General features: G+C 68.5%; 13 protein-coding genes and 1 tRNA gene. 6 read left to right on the forward strand and 8 right to left on the reverse strand.

Going from position 1 to position 20,949, the window contains the following annotated elements; translation table 11 throughout:
* Window positions 1-49: 49 nt before the first annotated feature.
* The 3 genes from FFS20_RS08410 to FFS20_RS08420 all read right to left on the reverse strand — a co-directional run bounded on the left by FFS20_RS08410 (window position 50) and on the right by FFS20_RS08420 (window position 2,300).
* Entirely contained in the window at window positions 50-772 is a 723-nt protein-coding gene (locus tag FFS20_RS08410; RefSeq protein ID WP_249356745.1) for a GntR family transcriptional regulator, read from the reverse strand.
* A gap of 19 nt (window positions 773-791) precedes the next feature.
* Entirely contained in the window at window positions 792-1,385 is a 594-nt protein-coding gene (locus tag FFS20_RS08415; RefSeq protein ID WP_137825411.1) for a short chain dehydrogenase, read from the reverse strand.
* A 168-nt stretch (window positions 1,386-1,553) separates the two neighbouring features.
* Entirely contained in the window at window positions 1,554-2,300 is a 747-nt protein-coding gene (locus FFS20_RS08420) for a TetR/AcrR family transcriptional regulator C-terminal domain-containing protein (protein WP_171007030.1), read from the reverse strand.
* A gap of 45 nt (window positions 2,301-2,345) precedes the next feature.
* On the opposite strand from FFS20_RS08420, the gene FFS20_RS08425 reads away from it, so the two are divergent.
* Window positions 2,346-3,929 (forward strand): MFS transporter, encoded by a 1,584-nt coding sequence (locus tag FFS20_RS08425; RefSeq protein WP_137825413.1) that lies wholly within the window; start codon window positions 2,346-2,348, stop codon window positions 3,927-3,929.
* A gap of 165 nt (window positions 3,930-4,094) precedes the next feature.
* Here FFS20_RS08425 and FFS20_RS08430 read toward each other — a convergent pair.
* Window positions 4,095-4,183 (reverse strand) — tRNA-Ser (locus FFS20_RS08430).
* Window positions 4,184-4,963: 780 nt separating this feature from the next.
* On the opposite strand from FFS20_RS08430, the gene FFS20_RS08435 reads away from it, so the two are divergent.
* Together FFS20_RS08435 and FFS20_RS08440 are read left to right on the forward strand one after the other, a co-directional pair.
* Window positions 4,964-6,928 (forward strand): LCP family protein, encoded by a 1,965-nt coding sequence (locus FFS20_RS08435; RefSeq protein WP_137825414.1) that lies wholly within the window; start codon window positions 4,964-4,966, stop codon window positions 6,926-6,928.
* A complete protein-coding gene (locus tag FFS20_RS08440) occupies window positions 6,925-9,069 on the forward strand; it encodes an FAD/NAD(P)-binding protein (RefSeq protein ID WP_137825415.1) in 2,145 nt (714 codons plus the stop codon). The genes FFS20_RS08435 and FFS20_RS08440 overlap by 4 nt, the downstream gene beginning before the upstream one ends.
* 230 nt (window positions 9,070-9,299) lie before the next feature.
* On the opposite strand, the gene FFS20_RS08445 is transcribed toward FFS20_RS08440, so the two are convergent.
* Window positions 9,300-11,786 (reverse strand): YhgE/Pip domain-containing protein, encoded by a 2,487-nt coding sequence (locus tag FFS20_RS08445; protein WP_137825416.1) that lies wholly within the window; start codon window positions 11,784-11,786, stop codon window positions 9,300-9,302.
* On the reverse strand, window positions 11,783-14,641 hold the full coding sequence (locus tag FFS20_RS08450) for an MMPL family transporter (protein WP_137825417.1): 2,859 nt from the start codon (window positions 14,639-14,641) through the stop codon (window positions 11,783-11,785). The genes FFS20_RS08445 and FFS20_RS08450 overlap by 4 nt, the downstream gene beginning before the upstream one ends.
* Before the next feature lie 181 nt (window positions 14,642-14,822).
* Between FFS20_RS08450 and FFS20_RS08455 the strand changes: the two genes are divergently transcribed.
* Together FFS20_RS08455 and FFS20_RS08460 are read left to right on the forward strand one after the other, a co-directional pair.
* Window positions 14,823-15,482: a TetR/AcrR family transcriptional regulator gene (locus tag FFS20_RS08455; protein WP_137825418.1), complete on the forward strand. Its 660-nt coding sequence runs from the start codon at window positions 14,823-14,825 to the stop codon at window positions 15,480-15,482.
* A 24-nt stretch (window positions 15,483-15,506) separates the two neighbouring features.
* Entirely contained in the window at window positions 15,507-16,478 is a 972-nt protein-coding gene (locus tag FFS20_RS08460; RefSeq protein WP_137825419.1) for a hypothetical protein, read from the forward strand.
* Between the two features lie 156 nt (window positions 16,479-16,634).
* Here FFS20_RS08460 and FFS20_RS08465 read toward each other — a convergent pair whose 3' ends face one another.
* Together FFS20_RS08465 and FFS20_RS08470 are read right to left on the reverse strand one after the other, a co-directional pair.
* Complete coding sequence (locus FFS20_RS08465) at window positions 16,635-17,792, reverse strand: C45 family peptidase (RefSeq protein ID WP_137825420.1); 1,158 nt, start codon at window positions 17,790-17,792, stop codon at window positions 16,635-16,637.
* Complete coding sequence (locus FFS20_RS08470) at window positions 17,789-18,874, reverse strand: MBL fold metallo-hydrolase (RefSeq protein ID WP_137825421.1); 1,086 nt, start codon at window positions 18,872-18,874, stop codon at window positions 17,789-17,791. The genes FFS20_RS08465 and FFS20_RS08470 overlap by 4 nt, the downstream gene beginning before the upstream one ends.
* 329 nt (window positions 18,875-19,203) lie before the next feature.
* Between FFS20_RS08470 and FFS20_RS08475 the strand changes: the two genes are divergently transcribed.
* Window positions 19,204-20,661, forward strand: coding sequence for an APC family permease (locus FFS20_RS08475; RefSeq protein ID WP_249356746.1), 1,458 nt, complete (start codon window positions 19,204-19,206; stop codon window positions 20,659-20,661).
* The last annotated feature ends 288 nt before the right edge of the window (window positions 20,662-20,949 follow it).

Here is a 20,949-nt window from a genome sequence, read left to right on the forward strand (position 1 = left end):
CGCAGCATTCACCAGACCTCAGCGACTGATGGCAGCCCACCTGCCGAAGTCAGCCGTCCGCGACGCCGGAGACGAGGAGCGAAAGCTCCTGTGCACTGTCGATTGTGTGAACTTTCAACGCCATCCTGATCCGGGAATGGTCACGACTGCGAATGGCATTTATCAGCGCGGAGTGAATCGCATGGGCTCGCTGCGGGTCGCGTCGGGTGAACTGATCGTATGCGAGCACGATCGTCATCTGCGCCTCGACTACGGGCCAGATCCGCATAAGCAGATAGTTGTCCGAGGCTTGCCAGATACCACGATGGAATCGAATGTGCGCGGCATGCATCGCCAACGGGTCGCCGTCAGAGTCCTCGGCCTCGAACTGCTCCCAGATCGCCTCGAGGGTCGCCAGACGCCTCCCGGTGGGATCTGCGAGAATCTCCGTGATCGCTTCAGTGTCGAGCGCCACGCGAATCCGCGCAATCTCAAGAAGCGAGTCGGCTTCGATGTCGGCCACACGCAAACCTCGATAGGCCTCTTGTATGAGGAAACCGTCACTGGCCATCTGGTTGAGTGCCTCGCGCGCGGTGGGACGGCTGACATCGAGTGAGGATGTGAGCTCGGCTTCGATAATCCGCTGCCCGGGTCTCAGCTCGCCGAGGACGATGCGGCGCTTGATCTCGTCGATGACCCGCTGCCGCCTCTCAGTGTTCGACGCCGGCGGCCGCGCGCCCTCCGCGGCTCTTCCTTGCAGTGATTCGGCTACGGCACCGGTCTCGTCAATCACGACCTCAGCGCCGCGAGCCTTAGACTGCGAGAACTCGCCCATTGACATTGCCCTCGACCGCCCGAATGAAGGCCATCGCGACCTCACTGTCGGTCACCGGAGTCATCCCGGCGAATGCGTCGTGATAGTGAGGCGAGTTCGCGAGAACGTTGGGGCTCACCGCGTTGATGCGGATACCTCGGGGCAGTTCGGGCGCCGCCGCCAGGACAAAGGATTCGACTGCCCCGTTGGCCATCGCGGCCGCAGCTGCCGTCGGAACGGATTCTCGTGCAAGCACTCCGGTGGTCACGGTGATCGACCCTCCGTCGGCAACGTGGTCGAGGCCCTGCACGACGAATTCGAGCTGCCCGAGGGTCTTCGAGACGAACCCGGACATGTAGTCCTCCCGTGTTAGCTCTGTGACCGGCTTGAATGGGACGGATCCGGCCGCGACGACGATCGCATCGACGATTCCGACAGCTTCCAGGAGCGCACGGATCGAAGCTGGATCAGAAGTGTTCACTGCGGGGTCGGTCGTGCGGGAAACGGCGAGGACCTCATGTCCTCGACCTTCGAAGGCATCTCGCGCGACTCCTCCGACATGCCCTCCGGCGCCCACCAGCAGTATTCGCATGGCATCTCCTCCTCGGTCTCAATCACCTCGATCTGGCGATTGACTGACAATGTCGAGCCTAGGCTATCGACCGTTCAGGCACCAGCCCTGGAACTGACAATCAATCAACCTTGTTGGATATCGACCCGGCGACATTTGACGGCCTCGCTTGCCGGAAACTCGGCACTATCAGCCGAACTCAGAGCGTTCCTGAAAGGGTTTCGTGGACGCGACGATCCCGGCAAGCAGCAGGTCGAGGCCGGCGATGAACTGCTCGCGATCATCGTGGTCGCGGAAGTCGGCGGACACGCGGTGGAGGAACGGGTGCGTCCGGGCATCCATCCGCTCCCATTCCGCGGCGCGCTTCTCGAGCCATGCGGCCTGCGACTCCCCTCCGGCCGCGACCCCCGCGTTGCGTGCCATCTGGGCAGCGACTCCGAGGACGTAGTTGAGGATCGCCGTCGCCTGGTAGAACTGCTCGTCTCGGGCCGCCCCCGCCTCATCGAGGAGGGTGCCGATGCGATCGAGGGCCGTGAGCAGACTCGGCGCCGAGGCGGCTCCCGCCAGGATGACCCCGGCCCAGGGATGCGCGTCGAGCGCGTCGAAGAGACTCACCGCGATCCCTCGAACGGCGGCAATGGGCTCCGGGATCGGTGTCAAGCCGCCCTCGCCTGCCGCCCCGGACTCGCCTGTCGAACCGGCCTCCTCCGCAACGGCGGCGAGCACGGCATCACACGCGAGCGCGAGCAGGCCGCTGCGGTCCCCGACGTGCCAGTAGATGGACCCGGGGCCCGTGTGCAGGCGCGCCGCGAGCGCCCGCACGGTCAACCCGGGCTCCCCCGCCTCATCGAGCAGCTCGATGGCGGCGGCGACGATCGCCGCGCGGGTCAGCGAATCGCTCTTCGGACGACGTCCGGACGGACGAGAAGAATTCATACCCACCATCTTGACACAAATGGATCAACGTTCCACTGTTGAGGAATGGAACACCGATCCAATAATCAGCGCCCACTCACTCCGGCGCCGACCTCAACTCCCAACCGGACTGCCAGCCCCGACACGAGCGCACATCCACGCCCACGCTCCCTGCGCGGCGCATGGCTCGCCCTCCTCGGGCTCTCCGCCGTCTTCCTCATCGAAATGCTCGACACCTCGGTGCTCAATGTCGCCCTGCCGACGATCGCGACCGACCTCTCCGCGAACACCTCGCAGCTGCAGTGGGCGTCGGGGGCCTATGCACTCGTCTTCGGCGGACTCATGCTCGCCTTCGGGGCCATCGCCGACCGCTTCGGTCGCCGCCGCGTCATGCTCATCGGGCTCAGCCTCTTCGGGCTCGCGAGCGCAGCGGTCGTCCTCGTCACCACCCCGCTCGGGCTCATCGTCGTGCGCGTGCTCATCGGAGTCGCTGCCGCGATGACGGCGCCTGGCGCGATGGCACTGTCGTTCCGGCTCTTCGACGAGGATGCCCTGCGTGTGCGCGCCACCGCACTGATCTCCACGGTCGGCCTCGTCGGACTCGCCATCGGCCCGACGCTCGGCGGCCTCCTCCTGGCGATCGCACCCTGGCAGGCCCTGCTGCTCATCAACGTGCCCATCGCCGTGCTCGCGTTCGTCGGGGTCCGCTTCGGCATCGCCGCCGACGACCCCACCGAACTCCATCGCGCCCCCATCGACATCCTCGGCGCGGCTCTCGGCACTCTCGCCATCATCGCGACCCTGCTCGCGCCCACCCTGTTCGTCGACCTCGGGGCGCAGGATCCGCGGCCGTGGATCATCGCGGTCGCAGCACTGCTCGGGATCGCCGCGTTCATCGTCTGCGAACGACGCACCGGCCACCCCCTCGTCGATCCTGCGCTCATCCGCCGGCCCGCAGTCTCGCTGGGCCTGACCTATCAGGCGGCGCTCGGGCTGGCCACGGCAGGACTCGGCTACACCGTGACCCTGCAGCTGCAACTCGCGTGGGGATGGCCGCCGGCCCTGGCCGCGCTCGGCTCGCTCCCCCAGGTGCTCACGATGATCCTCATCGGACCGTTCGTCGACACGGTCATCCGCCGCGTGGGCATGGAATCGGCCGGGCGCCTCGGCGCCGGGGCTGTCGTCGCGGGCCTGGTTCTCTACGCGGCGGTCGGTCACGTCCACTACGTGTGGATCGCCGCATCCCTCGTCCTCGTCGCCGCTGGCATGCGGGTAGTGATGATCGCCGCGACGATCAGCGTCATGAAGGGCCTGCCGAAGGACAGGACGTCGATCGGAGCCGCGCTCAACGACACCGCGCAGGAGATCGCCTCGGGCATCGGCATCGCCGTGACCGGCACGGTCATCGCCGCCACCGTCGCCGGATCGCTCACCGCTGCACGGTGGACCACGACTCAGGCGAGCGCTTTCGAGAGTGCAGTGACGACCGGCACTCTTGCACTCGCGGTCGGCGCAGCCGCCCTCATCGTGTCTGCGAACATCCGTGTTGCGCGAGCAGCGCAGACGAGCACCCCTGAAAACGAGCATCCTGAGCAGACGACCGACGGGACTCGTGCGGATGCGCAGCCTGAGAAGTCACCAGAACGATGACGCGAGACATACCCGGAACGATGTCGTGAGACATCAGGTGAAAAACCGGAACGATGTCGTGAGACATCAGGTGAAAAACCGGAACGATGTCGTGAGACATACCCGGGTCAGAAAAGAGAAATGTGCCGCGACATCGAGTGAACGATGTCGCGACACATCACAACGCGGAGCCGGTGGGATTTGAACCCACGGTCCCCAGTTCAAGGGACTTCACCTTAGCAGGGTGACGCTTTCGGCCGCTCAGCCACGACTCCAGATTTCGGCCCGAGAACTCGCGCATTCCGCGAACCTCGGCACCACAGTTGAGACTGCGAGAACCAGCCTATGCGAAAGGAAGCTCCGAGAGCAAAGTTCGCGCGCACGGAGTGGCCTTGATCATATGAGCTGACCTCAGTTCGTCCGCGATGCCGCACGTTGAGGCAGTTTCCCAGGTCATCGCTGATGCGAATACCAGCATTCATCAATGTACCGGCGTAAAATCGTGGTGATGTGACCCGTGATCTGCGCTTCGACACTCCCGTTCGTCCGCTCATCGCTGGGTACATCTGCGCCGCTGACCAGGCGTCAAGGGCCCGAGATGCGACGCACGAGAAGAGCAACAAGGAGTAGAGAACTTGCCGGAGTTTCCCCCTGACAAGAGAGGACCTCAGGGGAGCGACCCTGATTCCTCCTCCGCCGGTCGCCGTCTCCGTGCCTCGTCCCGCCCTCGTTTCCGCGGCGAAGCCGCCGCCAGCTCGACCGAGAACTCCGGTTCCCCGTCGTCGCCGAACACCCCGGCCTCTCCCCCGCAGCCTCCGTCCGCAGCGCACAAGGACACCCCGAACTATTCGCTCAATCAGTCGCGACGCAGCGACTCGTCCGCAGACACGCCCCCTTCTGCCCACGCCGACGGCCCTCGCAGCTCCGAGTCGCGCGGGAACAACCGCGGAACCGACCGCCGCAGTGCAGAATCCCCCCAGAGCGCCGACCATCGCGGAGACTCGAAGGCGCCGACCCCGCGCCCCGTCGCCCCTCGCACACGGCGTGAAGCACGAATGCTGCGCGCCGCCGCGGCAAGCGGCGCCAGCGCCGCCGGTGTCGCCGCAGCCGCCCAGCAGAGTCCCGCTGGCCAGCAGCCGCCCGCCGGCCAGCAGCACTCTCCCGCACAGGACCGGGCACATCGCGCCGCCGGCGATGACGACAGGACCGCCCGAGGCCGCACGGACGACGACCGCCGCCGCACCGACGGCGACTCCCGCCGCGCCAGCGCTGCCGCAGCCGCAGCCACCGGAGCAGCGGGCAACGCTCGATCACACGCCGCCACCGCCTCGGCGTCGGCACCGACCACGAACGCCGCAGCCGGCGACGCCCAATCAGGGGACGAGTCCCCGGCCACCCGCGGACCGGCACGGGCCCGCCGACATTCCTCCCGCCTCGGCGAGGGATTCCCCTCACTCGTCGGATGGACCTCGCTGAGCACGCTCCTGCCCGGCGTCGGCCTGCTGCGGACGAAGTTCCGGCCGCTCGGGCTCATCGTCTTCGGCGGCTTCGTCCTCACGATCCTCGTCGCGATCGGCTACCTCCTCATCAAGGGACCCGTCCACGCCGTCGCGACGATCATCGCGACCCCGACGCTGCTCAACGTCCTCGCGATCGGCGCGGTCCTCGTCGGTCTCATCTGGATCGTCGTCATCGTCATCTCCCACCTCGGCCTGCGCAAGGGCCATCGGTATGCGCCGTGGCAGAACCGGATGTCCGGCCTCCTCGTCGTCTCCCTCGTCCTCATCATCGGCATTCCCTTCGGCATCGGCTCCGTCTACGCCCGCGTCCAGGCCGACACGATCGCCAGCCTCTTCGGCGCGAGCACCGGCAAGACCCTCGACGCGCAGGAGCTGTGGAAGGACAAGCCGTTCATCAACGTCTTCCTCATCGGCCGCGACAACGGCGACGACCGCACGGGCACCCGCCCGGACACGATGCTCGTCGCCTCGATCGACACGAAGACCGGCAACGCCGCGCTCATCTCCGTGCCCCGCAACCTCGCCTTCCCGATCTTCCCCGCGGACAGCCCCGAAGCCCAGGTCTGGCCCAACGGGTTCCGCCCCACCGGCGACTCCTCCGTCGACCTCATCAACGCCGTCTGGCAGTGGGGCGAGGAGAACCCCGACGCCGTCGGTGAGACGAACGGCCTCGAACCCGGCATGTCGGCGACGATGGCCGCCGTCGAAGGTTCGCTGGGGCTCAACCTCGACTACTGGGCCTCGGTCGACATGGCCGGCTTCGAAGACGTCGTCGACGCGATCGGCGGAGTCAACATCGATGTCGAACGACCCATCCCGATGGGCGGCGGCAAATCGATGTCGGGCGTGCCGAACAAGGTCTTCGGCTGGATCGATCCGGGCCCGCAGAACCTCAAGGGCAAGAAGGCGCTCTGGTACGTCCGCTCCCGCGAGGGCAGCGACAACTACGACCGCATGTGCCGTCAGCAGCGGATGCTCAAGACGACTCTCGAGCAGATCGATCCGCAGGAACTCGCCGCCGCCTACCCGAAGCTCGCCGGTTCGGCGACGAAGAACATCGCGACCTCGATCCCCCAGAACGAGATCCCCGCGTTCATCGAACTCGCCGTGGCGATGCAGAAGGGCGACGTCACCACCGTCCAGATCAACAACGACGTCACCCCCACCTACGACCCGGACTTCGATGTCCTCCACGAGTGGATCCAGGGCGAGATCCAGGGTGCCTCCGACGGTGCCGACACCCCGCAGCCGACGAACGACCCCTCGCAGAACAACGGCTCCGACGCCGCTCAGGATTCGTCGGACTCCGGCACCACCGACGACTCCCAGGACACGGAGACCGGCACCGAGGCGCCCGCCGGCGACGGCGCGACCGCTGAGCCCACCCCGGAGACCGTTCCGGGCGAACCGAACGCGGCGGGCATGTGCTACCCGCAGGACTACCAGCCGGGCGACCCGTGGCCCGGCTACCCCGGCCCCGGTGCCGGCACGCAGGAGTGACCGCCGACAGCACGGTCGCGATCATCGGAGTCGGCCCCCGCGGGCTGAGCGTCCTCGAGAGGATCGTCGCCCTCGCCGCCGCCCGCTGGCCCGACTCCCGCGACCCCATCGCCATCCACCTCATCGACCCGTACCCGCCCGGTGCGGGCATCGTCTGGCGCACCGACCAGCCGGCGAGCCTGCTGATGAACACGACGATCGGCGAGCAGACGATCTTCCCGGATACCAGCTGTTCCTTCCTCGCCGAGGAGGGAGCCGGGTCCACTGCCAACGACTCCGATCCCGCCGAGGCGGCTGCGTCGTCCGCGACCCCCGACCCCGCTGAATCCTTCCGCTTCGGCCCGACGATGGCGCAGTGGTACCGCGCCCGCGGCGGCACCGAGCCCGTCGACTCGACCTTCCCGAGCCGCACCCTCTACGGCGAGTACCTGCGCGACGCCTACGAGCGGATCCGCGCTGCCGCGCCTGACTTCATCGAGATCATCGAACACCGCACCACGGTCGAATCCGTCATCGACCTGCCCGCCGTCGACCTCCCCGGTGACGACTCGGAGGCGACCGCGCCTCCGCAGCTCGTGCGCTGCGAGGACGGGACGACGATCATCGCCTCGGCGGTCGTCCTCGCCGTCGGGCACATCCCGAGCGCCCAGGCCGACGAACGCGCCCGCCTCGCCGCCTATGCCCAGCGCAACGGGGGACTCTACATGCCCCAGAGCCTGCCCGCGGAGGCACCGCTGGGCGAGGTGCCCGCCGGCGCCCGCGTCATCGTCCGCGGCATGGGACTCAACTACTTCGACGTCCAGACCCTGCTGACGATCGAGCGGGGCGGACGCTTCACCGCCGACGAGGGTACCGGCGCGGTCAGCTACACCCCGAGCGGGGAGGAACCGCTCCTCTTCCTCGGCTCCCGCCGCGGCATCCCCTACCGCAGCAAGCCGATCAGCCCCGAGCACCCGCGCACCTCCTGGCCGCTGCGCTACTTCACGACGGACAACGTCGCCCAGCTCGCCGGTCTCGACGACCTCGACGGCGATGCCAAGGCCGCCGCCCGCTTCAACGATCAGCTGTGGCCGCTCATCCTCGCCGACATCCGCTTCGCGTACTACCGGACGCTGGCCCGGACGCACCCCGATGCGTTCGCCGATGACCCCGGACGTCTGCGCGAAGCGATCGCCGAGGCGGTCTCCCGCCACCTCACGCGCCGCACCTGGCAGGAGACCCACCCCGATGCCGAGGACTCCGCCGAGTCCTCCCGTTCCGGACGCGTCACCCGCGAAGCCTTCGCGTGGGCCGAGATCGAAGAGGAGCTCGTTCCCGACCCGGCGCACCGGCTCTCCCTCCACGACCTCCTCGACCCCCTCGAGGACAAGGAGTTCGCCGGGCGCGCGCCGGGCGCGGAATCCTCACTCCACGACTGGATGCTCGACTTCCTCCGCACCGACCTCCGCGATTCCCTCGCCGGCCCCCACGGCAGCCCCGTCAAGTCGCTCTTCATGGTGCTCTGGCAGGCGCGGCTCCTCCTCAAGGAGCTCATCGCCGACGGCCACATCGACCCGGTGAGCACGGATATGGAGATCCGCGGCTGGTTCGAGAACTTCGTCTCCGGGATCTGCGACGGTCCCCCGCCGAGGCGGATCGCCGAACTCATCGCCCTCGCCGATGCGGGCATCGTCCGCTTCATCGGCCCGGACATGCACATCGCGGAGAACGATCCCGCTGGGGCCCCGTCCGGGACGGACCCCGCGGCCGCTGATGCGCTGCCGCAGATCTTCGCGGTCACCTCGGCGCGGGTCGAGGGGACGGTGACCGGCAGCGTCGTCATCGATGCCGCATCGCCGACGAACTCCGTCGCCCTCGCTGCCGACGTCCTCATCCACGGGATGCTCGACCGGGGGCAGCTCACCTCGGCGCGTCTGACCTTGGACGACGGCCGCGAGAAGCGGTTGAGCGGGCTCGCAGTGACGCCGCGGCCCTACCGCACGATCGATGCCTTCGGCACGGTCCATCCGCGCCGCTTCGCCCTGTCGATCCAACTCTCCGCGGTGCAGTGGGGGCTGGCGATCGCTGCGAACCCGGACACCGACGCCGCGACCCTGTGCGACTCGAACGCCGCCGCCGAGGCGATCCTCGACCTCATCTGAGCCCGCCTCATCCGAGCCCGCCTCATCTGAGCGTGCTCGCTGCACACGCCCTGCCGGCACACGCAGCCGGCAGGGCCGCACACACAACCGGCAGGGCCGCGCCCGTTGCCGGCAGGGCCGATGCGCGCTCGATCAAGCGGCAGTGCGGATGCGGGCGCGTGCACGGCCCGCTATCCGCGCTGCGGCTTGATCGACGACCGGCGACCACCAGACGCCGCCGGCGGGCGGCGCTACGCCATCGCCAGGGCTTCCTCCGGCTTCGTCGTCCGGGCCCGGACGATCGCGAGCAGCGACATGACGAGCCCGATGACCGCCCAGGCGAGCAGCCCGCCATAGGCGGCACCGAGTCCGCTCGTGCCCGCCGCGATCGCTGAGAATCCGTTCATCGCCGGGGTCAGCGGCAGCAGTGGGGCGACGAACTGGAAGAACTCGGGCACGGCCCCGATGGTGCGCCCGGCGACGGCGAGGACGACGGCGATGACCGACAGGAATCGGCCGACTCCGCCGAACCACGCGACGAGTGCGAAGTTGAGCACCATGAACACGAGCGCGGAGACGAACGTGAGCACCGCGATGTCGAAGCCCTGGATCGCGTCGATGTCCATGACGGTGACGGCGAGGATCGCGAGCACGAGCGCCTGAACGAGCCCGACGGCGAGCCCCGGGACGAGACCGCGCAGCCACACCGACACCGACGACCGGGTCGAGAGCAAAGTCGACGACGGAATCGGCTTGAGCACGGTGTAGGTGACGAGTCCGCCGACCCAGAGCGCGAGCATGATGAGCAGGGCGATCGTCGATCCGGTGAGGAGGTTCGTCACCGAATCCGTGTCCGGGGCTTCGATGTTCGCCGAGGCGACCCGGGAGAGCTTGTCCCGGTCCGGCGCCGAGTACGACGGCACTTCGTCAGCGCCGTCCTGCACGCCGTCGGCGAACTGTCCGACGCCGTCGGTGTACTCCTCGGAGCCGTCGGCGAGCTGGCCGAGCCCGTCGGCGAGGTCGGTCGAGCCCGTCGCCGCCTGCGAGACGCCCGTCGTGTACTGGTCGAGGCCGGTCGACAGCTGGCCGGCGCCGTCGGAGAGCTGACTCGCGCCGTCGGAGAGCTGGCTGGCACCGTCGGCGGACTGCGAGATGCCGTCGGTGAGCGCCGGCATGCCGTCGGCGAGCTGCTGGCTGCCGTCAGCGACCTGGGAGGCGCCGTCGGCGAGCTGTGAGCTGCCGTCGGCGAGTTCCGAGGCGCCGTCGCGCAGACCCTGCGAGGCTTCGAGCAGCTGCGGGGCGTTGTCGGCGATGTCCTGCATGCCGTCGGCGAGGTCGCCGAGGCCGTCCTCGAGCCCCTTGACGAACTCGCTCATCCCTGAGCTGAGATCATCGGCACCCGTGGCCAGCGACGCCGCCCCGCCGAGGAGGGACTGATCGTCGTCGGTCGAGCCGAGTCCCTCGACGGCCGAGTTCAGCCCACCCGAGGTGCCGGCGAGCAGACCCTGGGCATACGCCTGCTCCGCGCCCTGGCAGGCAGGCTCCGGGGTCCCGGCCGGGCACAGCTGAGCACGGATCTGGTCGGCCTGACCGCTGGTCAGCAGGCCGGCGCTGACGAGCGAGTCGAGACCGGTGACCGTGCCGCTCTGGGCGAGCTCGTCCGCGTCGTCGGCCCCGGACTGCAGACCGTCCCGATACTCGCCAAGGCCGTCGGACAGACCGTTGGCCCCTTCGGCGACGCCTTTCGCTCCCTTGTCGAGTTCCTGACCACCGGAGATGAGGTCGTCGAGACCGCCCTGACCCGAACCGCTGCCGGAGTCGCCCGACAGGCCCTTGATGATCTCGTCGATCGACGTCGTGTACTCGTCGACGCCGCTCGACAGGTCACCGGCACCGGTCGAGAGATCGCTCGCCCCGGACGAGAGATCGCCCGCGCCGTCGGCGAGCTGCTGGGTGTCATCGGGCAGACTCGCCGTCTCGTCCCGCATCGTGCCGAGGCCCGTCGACAGCTCACCGGCACCGGTGGCGAGCTCCCCCGCACCCGTGGCCAGGTCGCCGGCTCCGGAGCTCAGCTCGCCGCCGGCGCTGTCGAGTTCGCCCATGCCGGCGGCGAGCTCACCGGCACCGTCGGCGGACTGCCGGGTGCCTTCGGAGAGCTGCTGGGCGCCGTCGTCGAGTTCGCCGGCGGCGTCGCCGAGCTTGCGCATCTGCGTGCCCATGTCGTTGAACCCGACGTAGATGTTGTCGAGGTAGGTCTCCGTCATCTCCGTGTTGAAGGTCGTGCGCGCCACCTCGGCGACGGACCGGGAGATGAGCTGGTCCGATGCGGGCGCGACTCCGGACACGTCGACGTCGAGCTGCGTCTGCGTCGCGGTGTCGGCGTCGGAGACCGAGGTGACGGCCCGGGAGAAGCCGGCGGGAATCGTCAGCCGGGCGGCATACGTGCCGTCGGCCAGGCCCTTCTCCGCGTCCTCCTCGTCGGTGATGACCCAGTCGACGTTGTTGTCCTTCTCTCCGACGAGCCCACTCGTGAGCTCCCGTCCGATGGGCACCGTCTGACCGTCCACCTCGGCGCCCTCATCGTTGTTGACGATCGCGGCCTCGATCGTGTCGAGCCGGTCCCCGCTCTTCCAGGTCGCGAGGATGAACCCGGCGGCCACGATGATGGGGATGAGGACGAGACCGGCGAAGGACAGCCAGGTCACGGGCTTCTTGGAGTTCGCTCGCTCGAGTCTCACGACTGTACGCCTTCCGTGTGGTTCGTCGCGGCCGCGCCGGTGCGCGCGCCGCTGCTGTCGGTGCCCTCAGGAGCACGAGTGTCGTCGTCGGGGTCGATCGTCGCCGCGTCGAGATCGAGGTGGAGGTAGTCGGCGTGCGGCGGCAGGATCCCGCGCACATCCCCGTCCGGCAGGGCGAGCACGACGGCGGTGCCTTCGGCGGTGAGTTCGGGCAGGGCATCGGCGAGGTACCGGCCCTCGCTGCGGGTCAGCGCCTCGGCGCCGTCGATGACGAGCAGGGCGGGCACGTCCCGGCGCAGACGGGCGATCTCCTGCGCCCCCGGCGGCGGGGTCCCTCCCTCGCCGAGGTCGTAGAACGGCACCGTGCGCCTGACCTTTCCGGCATGCTCGGGCAGGACCAGCGCACCGATCTTCATCTCCCCGGCCGTGAGCGGGACACGACCGGTCATCGCGAGCAGGAGCGCGGTGCGATCCGCTCCGCTGACGACGAGGGTCTGCCCGGGCAGGAGCGAGACGTCGACGTGGGAGAAGCCGCGACCGTGGGCGCTCACCCCGACGCCGCGGCCGAAGATGCGGTAGGGCGAGTTCGGTTCGGGCCAGTCGCGCAGGGCCACTTCGTGGGCGAGGCCCTCCCCTTCGACGTCGAGCCGCGGCAGGATCCGATCGAGCCATTTCGGCAGCCACCAGGCCTTGTCGCCGAGAAGCTGCATGATCGCCGGCACGAGCGACATGCGCACGAGGAACGCGTCGACGAAGATGCCGGCGGCCAGGGCGAGCGCGATCGATTTGATGATCGGCTCACCGGCGGGCACGAACGCCGCGAACACGGAGAACATGATGACCGCGGCGGCCGCGACGACCCGGGCGGAGGAGAGGAACCCGGTGCGGATCGCCTGCCGGGCGCTCGCGCCATGGACGTAGGCCTCCCGCATCCCGGAGACGAGGAAGACCTCGTAGTCCATCGCGAGTCCGAAGAGGATGCCCATGAGGATGATCGGGAGGAAGCTGATGACCGGGCCCGTCTGGTCGATGCCGAGCGGGCCGGCGAGGTACCCGTCGTGGAAGACGAGGACGACGGAGCCGAACGACGCGAAGACCGACAGGAGGAAGCCGCCGGTGGCCTTGAGGGGCACGGCGATCGAGCGGAAGACGATCGTGAGGAGGATGATCGAGAGGCCGACGACGAAGATCCCGAAGGGCACGAGCGCCTGGCCGAGCTGGTCGGAGACGTCGATCTGGATGGCCGTGGCACCGGTGACGGCGGTGTCGTAGCCGTAGTCGTCCTCGATCTGCGTGCTCAGCTCGCGCAGCCGGTTGACGGTGTCGAGGGTGGCCGGGTCATCCGAGCTCGTCGTCGGGATGATCTGGAAGAGCGCGGTCGTCGCGTCCCGGTTCGGGGTCGCGAGCACGACCTGCTCGACCCCGGGGACCTCGGCGATGCGGGCCTCGATGTCGTCGACGTCGCCGAGCGGATCATCGGAGGTGACGATCTCGCTCGTCATGACGAGCGGACCGTTGTAGCCGGGACCGAAGTGCTCGTCGATGAGGTCGTACGTCGTCCGGGCCGGAGTCCCCTCCTCCTGCTGACCCGCTGTGGGCAGGGACAGCTGCAGCTGGGTGGCGGGGATCGCGAAGAGGCTCAGGCCCCCGACGATGACGACGATCGTGAGGATCGGGATCTTCGTCACCGCAGTCAGCCAGCCGGAGTAGAAGCGGTCCATGAACGTCTGCGGATAGGGTTCGCCCGCCTCAGCGAGAACGGTCCTGTCCGTGCTGGCATCGCGTCCCTCGGCCTCCGCCCTGGCCATGGCCCGGCGGTAGCGGCGGGAGGGCTTCGGGGTGATCTTCGCCTTCGCGAACCCGAGCAGGGCGGGCACCATCGTCAGGGAGATCATCACGGCGACCGCGACCGACCCCGAGGCTCCGATGCCCATGACGGTGAGGAACGGGATGCCCGCCAGCGAGAGGCCGAGCAGGGCGATCATCACGGTGATGCCGGCGAAGACGACGGCCGATCCCGCCGTCGCCACCGCCCGTCCGGCGGCTTCGATGGGTTCGTGGCCCTCGGCCAGCAGCGCTCTGGCCCGGGAGACGATGAAGAGCGCGTAGTCGATGCCGACGGCAAGTCCGAGCATGAGAGCGAGCATGATCGACGAGGAGTTGATCGCCCCGAACGCCGTCGCCCCGACGACGAGGAGGACGGAGATCGCCACACCGATGAGCGCCGTGATGAGCGGCATGCCGGCGGCGCGGAACGATCCGAGGGTGAGGAGGAGGACGACGAAGGCGATGATGACGCCGATCCCCTCGACCCAGGAGACGTGGACGCCGGTGATCTGGAAGAGCTCACCGCCGGCCTCGACCTCGGCGCCGGGCAGGTCCGCGCGGATTCCATCGAGCGCGGCGACGAGCTCATCGGCGGCCTCGGGTCCTCCGACTTCCTGGAGGGTGCCGTCGTATTGGACGGAGATCATCGCCGCCTGGCCGTCGTCGCTGATCGCACCTTCGACCATGTCGTCGAACGGTGAGGTCACGGCGTCGACGTTGGGCAGCTCGCCGAGGTCGTCGACGGCCTGCTCGATCCCGTCTCGGTAGTCGGGGTCGGTGACGGACTGTCCGTCGGGGGCGACGACGATGACCGACGCCGAGGTGCCGGCCGCCTCGGGGAAAGTCGCCTTCATCGCGTCGAGGGCGACCTGCGCCTCCGAGCCCGGGAGCGTGAAGTCGTCATCGAAGTCCTCGGCGAAGGCGGCGACGCCGGCGGCGACGAGGCCGAGGATGACCAGCCAGAGAGCGATGAAGCGCACCGGCTGGCGGAAGGCCCGGCGCCCGAGGGCGTAGAGAAATGTCGACACGAAGACCTCGATACAAAAGTGTATTGGATACAGTCATGTATTCTTGTGGACAACGCCTCTCGAGCGCAAATCAGTATGAGAGAATCGTGTGATTTCCCATGGGATGCCCAGTTTCGGCCGGGACGTCCCGGCCGGGAGGCGGACCAGCCGGGAGACGAGAGACGGGCGAGACTGACACGCGATGAACACCGAGAACCTCAGCGACCGCCGGCGCCGGACCCGATCGACCCTCGTCGAGGCCGGCGTCTCCGTGTTCGCGGTCAAGGGCATCGAAGGAGCGTCGATCGAGGAGATCTGCGAAGCCGGCGGCCTGACCCGCGGCGCGTTCTACTCGAACTTCTCCAGCCGCGACGACCTCGTCCTCGCGACCCTCGAGATCCGTGCCGCCGAGACCCTCGACCGCCTCGATGCGACGATCCAGCGGTGGAAGGAGCAGCTCGACGACACCGACGCCGCGGAGATCCGGCCGCTGCTCACGCAGTTCGTCGAGGAGATCTTCACCGAGAAGCTCCACACCGTCGCCGATGCGATCGCCGAGCAGGAGGTCGAACTCTACTGCCTGCGGGTCCCGGAGCTCTACGCGCGCTATCAGGAGCTCGACGCCGGCCGCCGGGAGAGGCTCGCCCGACTCGTGCGCACGGCGATCGAGAACGTCGGCGCGGTGCCGACGATCCCGCTCGACAGCCTGCTGACGATCCTCATCTCCCTCTTCACCCACCTCTCGCTGCAGTCCGCTGCCGGACGCGATCTGCGCGACCCCGTCGACATCGAACCGGACCTCATCGTCGAGGTTCTCCTCCGGTTCCTCGATTTCACCGACTGCGCGACCCCTGAGGCCTGAGCTCCAGCGGCTAAGGTGGAGGGCGTGACTGATCTTCAGCGTGAATACACGGCCTTCATCAACAACATGGACGTCCGCCTCGGCGCGTTCGTGCTCGCGGACCTCCCCCAGTCCGTCGAACAGGAGGACGGCACCCAGGCGCCCTTCCGCAAGGACATGAGCCCGGAGTCCCTGCCGCTCATCGAGCACTTCGTGCTCTCCCGGTTCGCCGACCCCGACGAGGTCGTCTCCCCCGATAACCACCGCTTCGTCGAGGGGCTCATCCGCTACCTCGGCGAGACGTATCTGCGCGCCGTCGGCGGGGCATGGGACCACGACGAGACGACAGGCAACGGGATGCCGTTCATCCGCCCCGACAATGCCGACGGGCCGACCAAGGGTGAGCCGATCCCCCTCGTCGCCGTCGTCCTCACCGCCGTCGACCAGCGCACCGGAGGGATCTTCACCGCCGTGCTCGACCGGGCCCGCCAGGAGCTCGGCGGCGACGGCAGCCCGCGGCGGACCTCGACGGGTCTGTCGATCGGGATGCTCACGTCCGAGAACTCCTCCGAGGAGGAGGTCGAGTTCCTCTCCCGCTTCCTCGGCACCGTCGAGCCGGGCATCGCCGCGTGGACGAAGGAGCAAGCCGACCCGCAGTCGTGGGCCCTCGACCGTGACAGCCTCGTCCGGCTCGGCAAGCAGCTGAACGTCCGGTACGACTCCCGCGACGAGATGATGGCCGACGACGAGATCGCCTTCGTCGGCGGGGCGATGCGCTTCATCGGCGAGACGATCCGGCGCATCGGACTCGGTCAGTGGCGCTACGGGGCCGAGCTCGAGGCCGACGACCCCCGCAGCCAGCAGCCGTTCATCCGCTTCGTCATCGGCGACCAGAACCTCGACATCGTCCCATGGAAGCTCGCACAGGCCGCCCTTGACGACCCCGAGGCGATCGCGAAGGGCCTCGACACGATCATCGAGATGCGCACCGAGGAGGCGGAGAAGTCCGCCGAATGAGGTGACGGCCCGCGCTCGTCAGGGCCGGCCGGTGCCGGTTTGCGCGGGTTGAACGCCGGTTTGCGCCAGTTGAATCTGAGATGGCCACGACCGGTAATGGCCATCTCAGATTGACCTGGCGCAAACTCGTCGGGACCCGGAGCGGCCGGCGCCGGGTCAGAGCTGGAAGCGGCGGTTGCCGTGGAGGCCGTCGGCCGGTGGCCCGGGTGCGAGCTCGATCGTCTTCGCGCCCGGGTCGATCTGCACCGTGACGAGGGTCGCCGGCCGATCCCCGTAGGCGGCGCCGGGCTCCGGCGTGCAGCTCACCGGCGGATCACCCGGTCCCGAGGTGAGGAGGGCGACGAGGTCGGCCGTCGTCTCCGGCGGATGCCCCGCGGTGATCGCGGCAGCGGCACGGGCGGCGAGGAAGTCATAGCGCGGCCGTGAGCTCGAGTCCGCGCGCAGCTCCATCGCTCCGGCCTGGAGGTCGGGGTGGAGGAAGTGGTTCGTGTGGACGAGGACGTCGGCCTCGGCGAGCACCGCCTCGGTGTCAGCAGTCCCCTTGTCGCCGCGCCCCACGGGGTCCCCGGGGCGGAGTTCGCGCTTGGACTCTCCGGCGATCTCGACCTGGACGGCCGCCTCGGCGGTGACGACGGTGATGACCGACGACGATGACGTCGGAGCGGAGCGGATGATCTCCAGCGCCTCGGTGAGGGTGTGCGCGGTCGAGAGCACCCGGTTGAGGACGGCATGGACGGGCACTCCCCCGGCCCGGTCGTCCGCGTGCTTGAGGATGTTGAGGTGGACGCCGACGCCGGCGTCGTTGAGGCCGATCTTGCCGAGCATCCCGTACTCGGCGATGCCGACGTGGCGCAGCTGGCCGGGCACGGCCCCGACGTCGCCGATGTGCCACAGCGTCGAGAAGTCGGCGAGCCAGTCCCAGGTCTGCGCCGAGACCGTCGCACCGTGCACGACCCGGGTCACCGTCGAGCACTCGGTGGGGGCGGCCCCCGCAAGCGTCATGATCTCCGTGCGGGCTATGACCTCCATGATCTCGGTGACCGTGCGCCCGGAGCCCTCGGCGACCGCGGAGATCTCAGCGGCGGCCTCCGGCGCCCACGCCTGCACGCGCGCATAGCTGTCGTCGGCGGCATGGCGGGCGTCGACCTCGGTGATGCCGAGGTGGGCGAAGTACCGCTGGTAGCCGGCGATCGCCGCGCCGATCCCGGTGCGCAGTTCGCGACCGCGCTGCAGCCCGCGCTGGATGTGGTCACCGGCGCGGGAGACGAAGACCTCCGGGCGCACCGCGGCGGCGGGCACGAAGTCCGGCCTCACGGCTGCCCCTGCCCGACGAGCGAGCCGGTGCCGACGTCGAGGTCGAGGTAGTGCATGTGCGCGGCGGTCTCGGCGAGCGCGGCGAAGAGGTTGAAGTGGTGGAGCTGGTCGAATCCGCGGGCCCAATGCAGGCCCTGGGCGATCGAGTAGACGGAATGGTCGTCGGTCTCGCTCATCCGCGCGTCGATCTCGGCGAGACGCTCGCGATGGTGCGCGACGAGCTCCCGCTGGCGCTCGTGGAGACCGCGGAACCGGAAGCCGTGCGCGGGCAGGACGGCGATGTCGGCAGCGAGCGCGCCCATCTTCTCGAGCGATCCGAGATAGTCGCCGAGGCTGTGCGTGATCGAGCCGCTGTCGAGGCCGATGTTCGGCGTGATCGTCGGCAGGACATGGTCGCCGGAGAAGAGGAGTTCGCCCTCGCGGACGAAGGCCGTGTGCCCGTAGGTGTGGCCCGGGGTCCACAGAGCATCGAGGCGTCCGGTCTCGAGCGGCAGCGTCGCCCCGTCCTCGAGGATGCGCAGCGTGTCAGGCAGCTGTGCGAGCTGGAGGGCGAAGGGATCGCGTCCGGTTCCGTCCTCGCGCTTCCCCGGCTTGCTGACCTGGAGGGATTCGACCTCGTGCCAGCGCTCCTCGGGCACCCCGTAGGCGCGGGCGATGTTGAGGTTCGGATCGGTGCCCGTGCCGAGGTCGACGGCCCGTGAGGCGAAGCGCTTGACCGCGCGCAGGTCCTCCCCGTGGAGTGCCACCCACATCGCCGGGTTCTCCTTGATGAGCGCGGGGACGAGCCCGATGTGGTCGCGGTGGTAGTGGGTGATCGCGACGCCGTGGATGTCGCGCACGGCGAATCCGAGGTCGGCCAGCGCCGAGGCGAGCGCGAGGTACTGGTCCCGCCCGTCCCAGCCGGGGTCGATGAGGACGACGCCGTCGCCGTCGGCGAGCGCATAGCAGTACGTGTAGACGAGGGGGTTGTTCGGAATCGGCACCGGGATCGCCCATACACCGTCTGCGGTCTGCTCGACCGGCGGGAGGACCCGATCCTTCCACGCGTGGGACTGCTGGGGGCTGAGCGTTTCGATCGGCATCGGTGCGTTTCTCTCCTCGTCGAGCAGTGATGATCCTCATCGGGAAGCGGTGAGCTCCTCCGCCCAACCTACTCCCAATCGCGGGAAACTGAAAGATCGTTCGACAATTGACTGAGCCACGGACCTTGCCGCCACTCAACCCGAACTCAACGCAACGGATTTCGCATTGCCGAGCGCAACCTCGGCGATCATCTCTTCTCTATCCGTGGTCGAGATTTCGCATTCAGTTGAATTGCTCTACCATCGACATGGCGCAGATCACGTCTGCGCCTTCGTGGGCGACGCTGCTCAGGCGCCGCCGACGGCAAGACTCATCGGGGAGGATTGATATGGCGGCATCAGGATCGCTCAAACGGAACCTGGGACTGTGGTCCATCGTCGGACTCGGGCTCGGGTACATGACGCCGACGGTCGTCTTCGACACGTTCGGCATCGTCTCGGACGAGACGAACGGTGCGGTGCCGGCGGCCTATCTCACCGCGCTCGTCGTCATGGTGTTCACGGCGTTCAGCTACGGGAAGATGGTCCGGGTCTTCCCCACGGCGGGCTCGGCGTACACGTATACGCGCGAGACGATGTCGCCGGGGCTCGGCTTCCTCGTCGGCTGGACCTCGCTCATGGACTACCTCCTGCTGCCGATGGTCAACTGCCTCATCATCCGCCTCTACATGGAATCGATGGTCCCCGACGCACCGCCGTGGATCTGGGTCGTCGCCTACACGGTCATCATGACCGGCATCGTCCTGTCCTCGATGCGGGGCACGGCGAACATCAACGCGCTCCTGCTCATCTTCTCCCTCGTCCTCATGGTCACCTACTGCGCGCTTGCGATCGCGCAGCTCAATGCCGGTGAGGGCGCGGGCACGGTCTTCAGCCCCGAGCCGTTCATCCATGACGGAGTCGAGTTCAGCGCGGTGCTCACCGGCGCGACGGTCGTCTGTTTCTCCTTCATCGGCTTCGATGCGGTGACGATGTATACGAACGAGGCCAAGCACGTCAACCTCATGCCCAAGGCGATCCTCATCACCGTCCTCGCCGGCGGTGGCATCTTCCTCGTCGCGAGCTACATCACGCAGCTGCTCTACCCGGACAACTCGCAGTTCACGATCGTCGACGATCCGCTGCCGGAGATCGGGCTGCTCACCGGTGGGCCGCTGTTCCAGCTCTTCTTCGTCGCCGCCGCGTTCGCGGCGACCGTGGCTTCGGGGCTCGCCTCGCACGCCTCGGTGTCGCGCATGCTGCTCGTCATGGGACGCAACGGGGTGCTGCCGCGCAAGGCGTTCGGCTACATCAACCCGAAGACGCACACGCCGGTGTTCAACATCGTCCTCGTCGGCCTCGTGTGCCTCTTCGCGATGTCGTTCAGTCTCGAGTTCATCTCCGCGCTCATCAACTTCGGGGCGCTCATCGCGTTCACCTTCGTCAACCTCACGGTCATCGCCCACTACGCGTTCCGCACGCGTCAGGTCGTCGACGCCAAGTCGGCGTTCAGCTACGTCGTCATGCCCGCCATCGGGGCGATCCTCACGGGAGTGCTCTGGGTGAGCCTGCATGAGACGGCGCTCATCGGCGGGCTCGTGTGGTTGGCGATCGGCGTCATCTACCTCGCGATCCTCACCCGTGGCTTCAAACGCACGGTTCGCAGCTTCGACGATCCCGAGGCCGACGCCGAGATGTCGGAGCCCGAGGTCCCGGAGCACGGTGCGGCGACGGAAGCAGGAACCGGCGCGGCGCCGGGTTCGGGGTCTGGCTCGGGGTCTGCTCGACCGGGGAAGACGGCCGACTGATCGGGGCGTCGGTCCGCGGACGCTGGGGCAGCGGTCTGCGGACGCTGGGGCAGCGGGTCTGCGGACGCTGGGTCGCGTCGGCCCACAGTCCTTGAGGACCGAAGCGCGGACGCTGGGGCATCCGCTGGGGCGATCGCGCAGGCTCGGAGCGTCGTTGCGCCGCCTCGCGGTGGGGTGGGCTGTGTCAAGTTTCGTAGACGATCTCTTTGTGGATCAGGCGGCGATCGCGGCCTGAAGGGTGTAGTCGGCGCGCGCTTCGGCGGGCGTGCGGTAGCCGAGGCTCGAGTG

The organism is Brevibacterium sp. 2SA (genome assembly GCF_005502845.1).
Classification (GTDB): Bacteria; Actinomycetota; Actinomycetes; order Actinomycetales; family Brevibacteriaceae; genus Brevibacterium.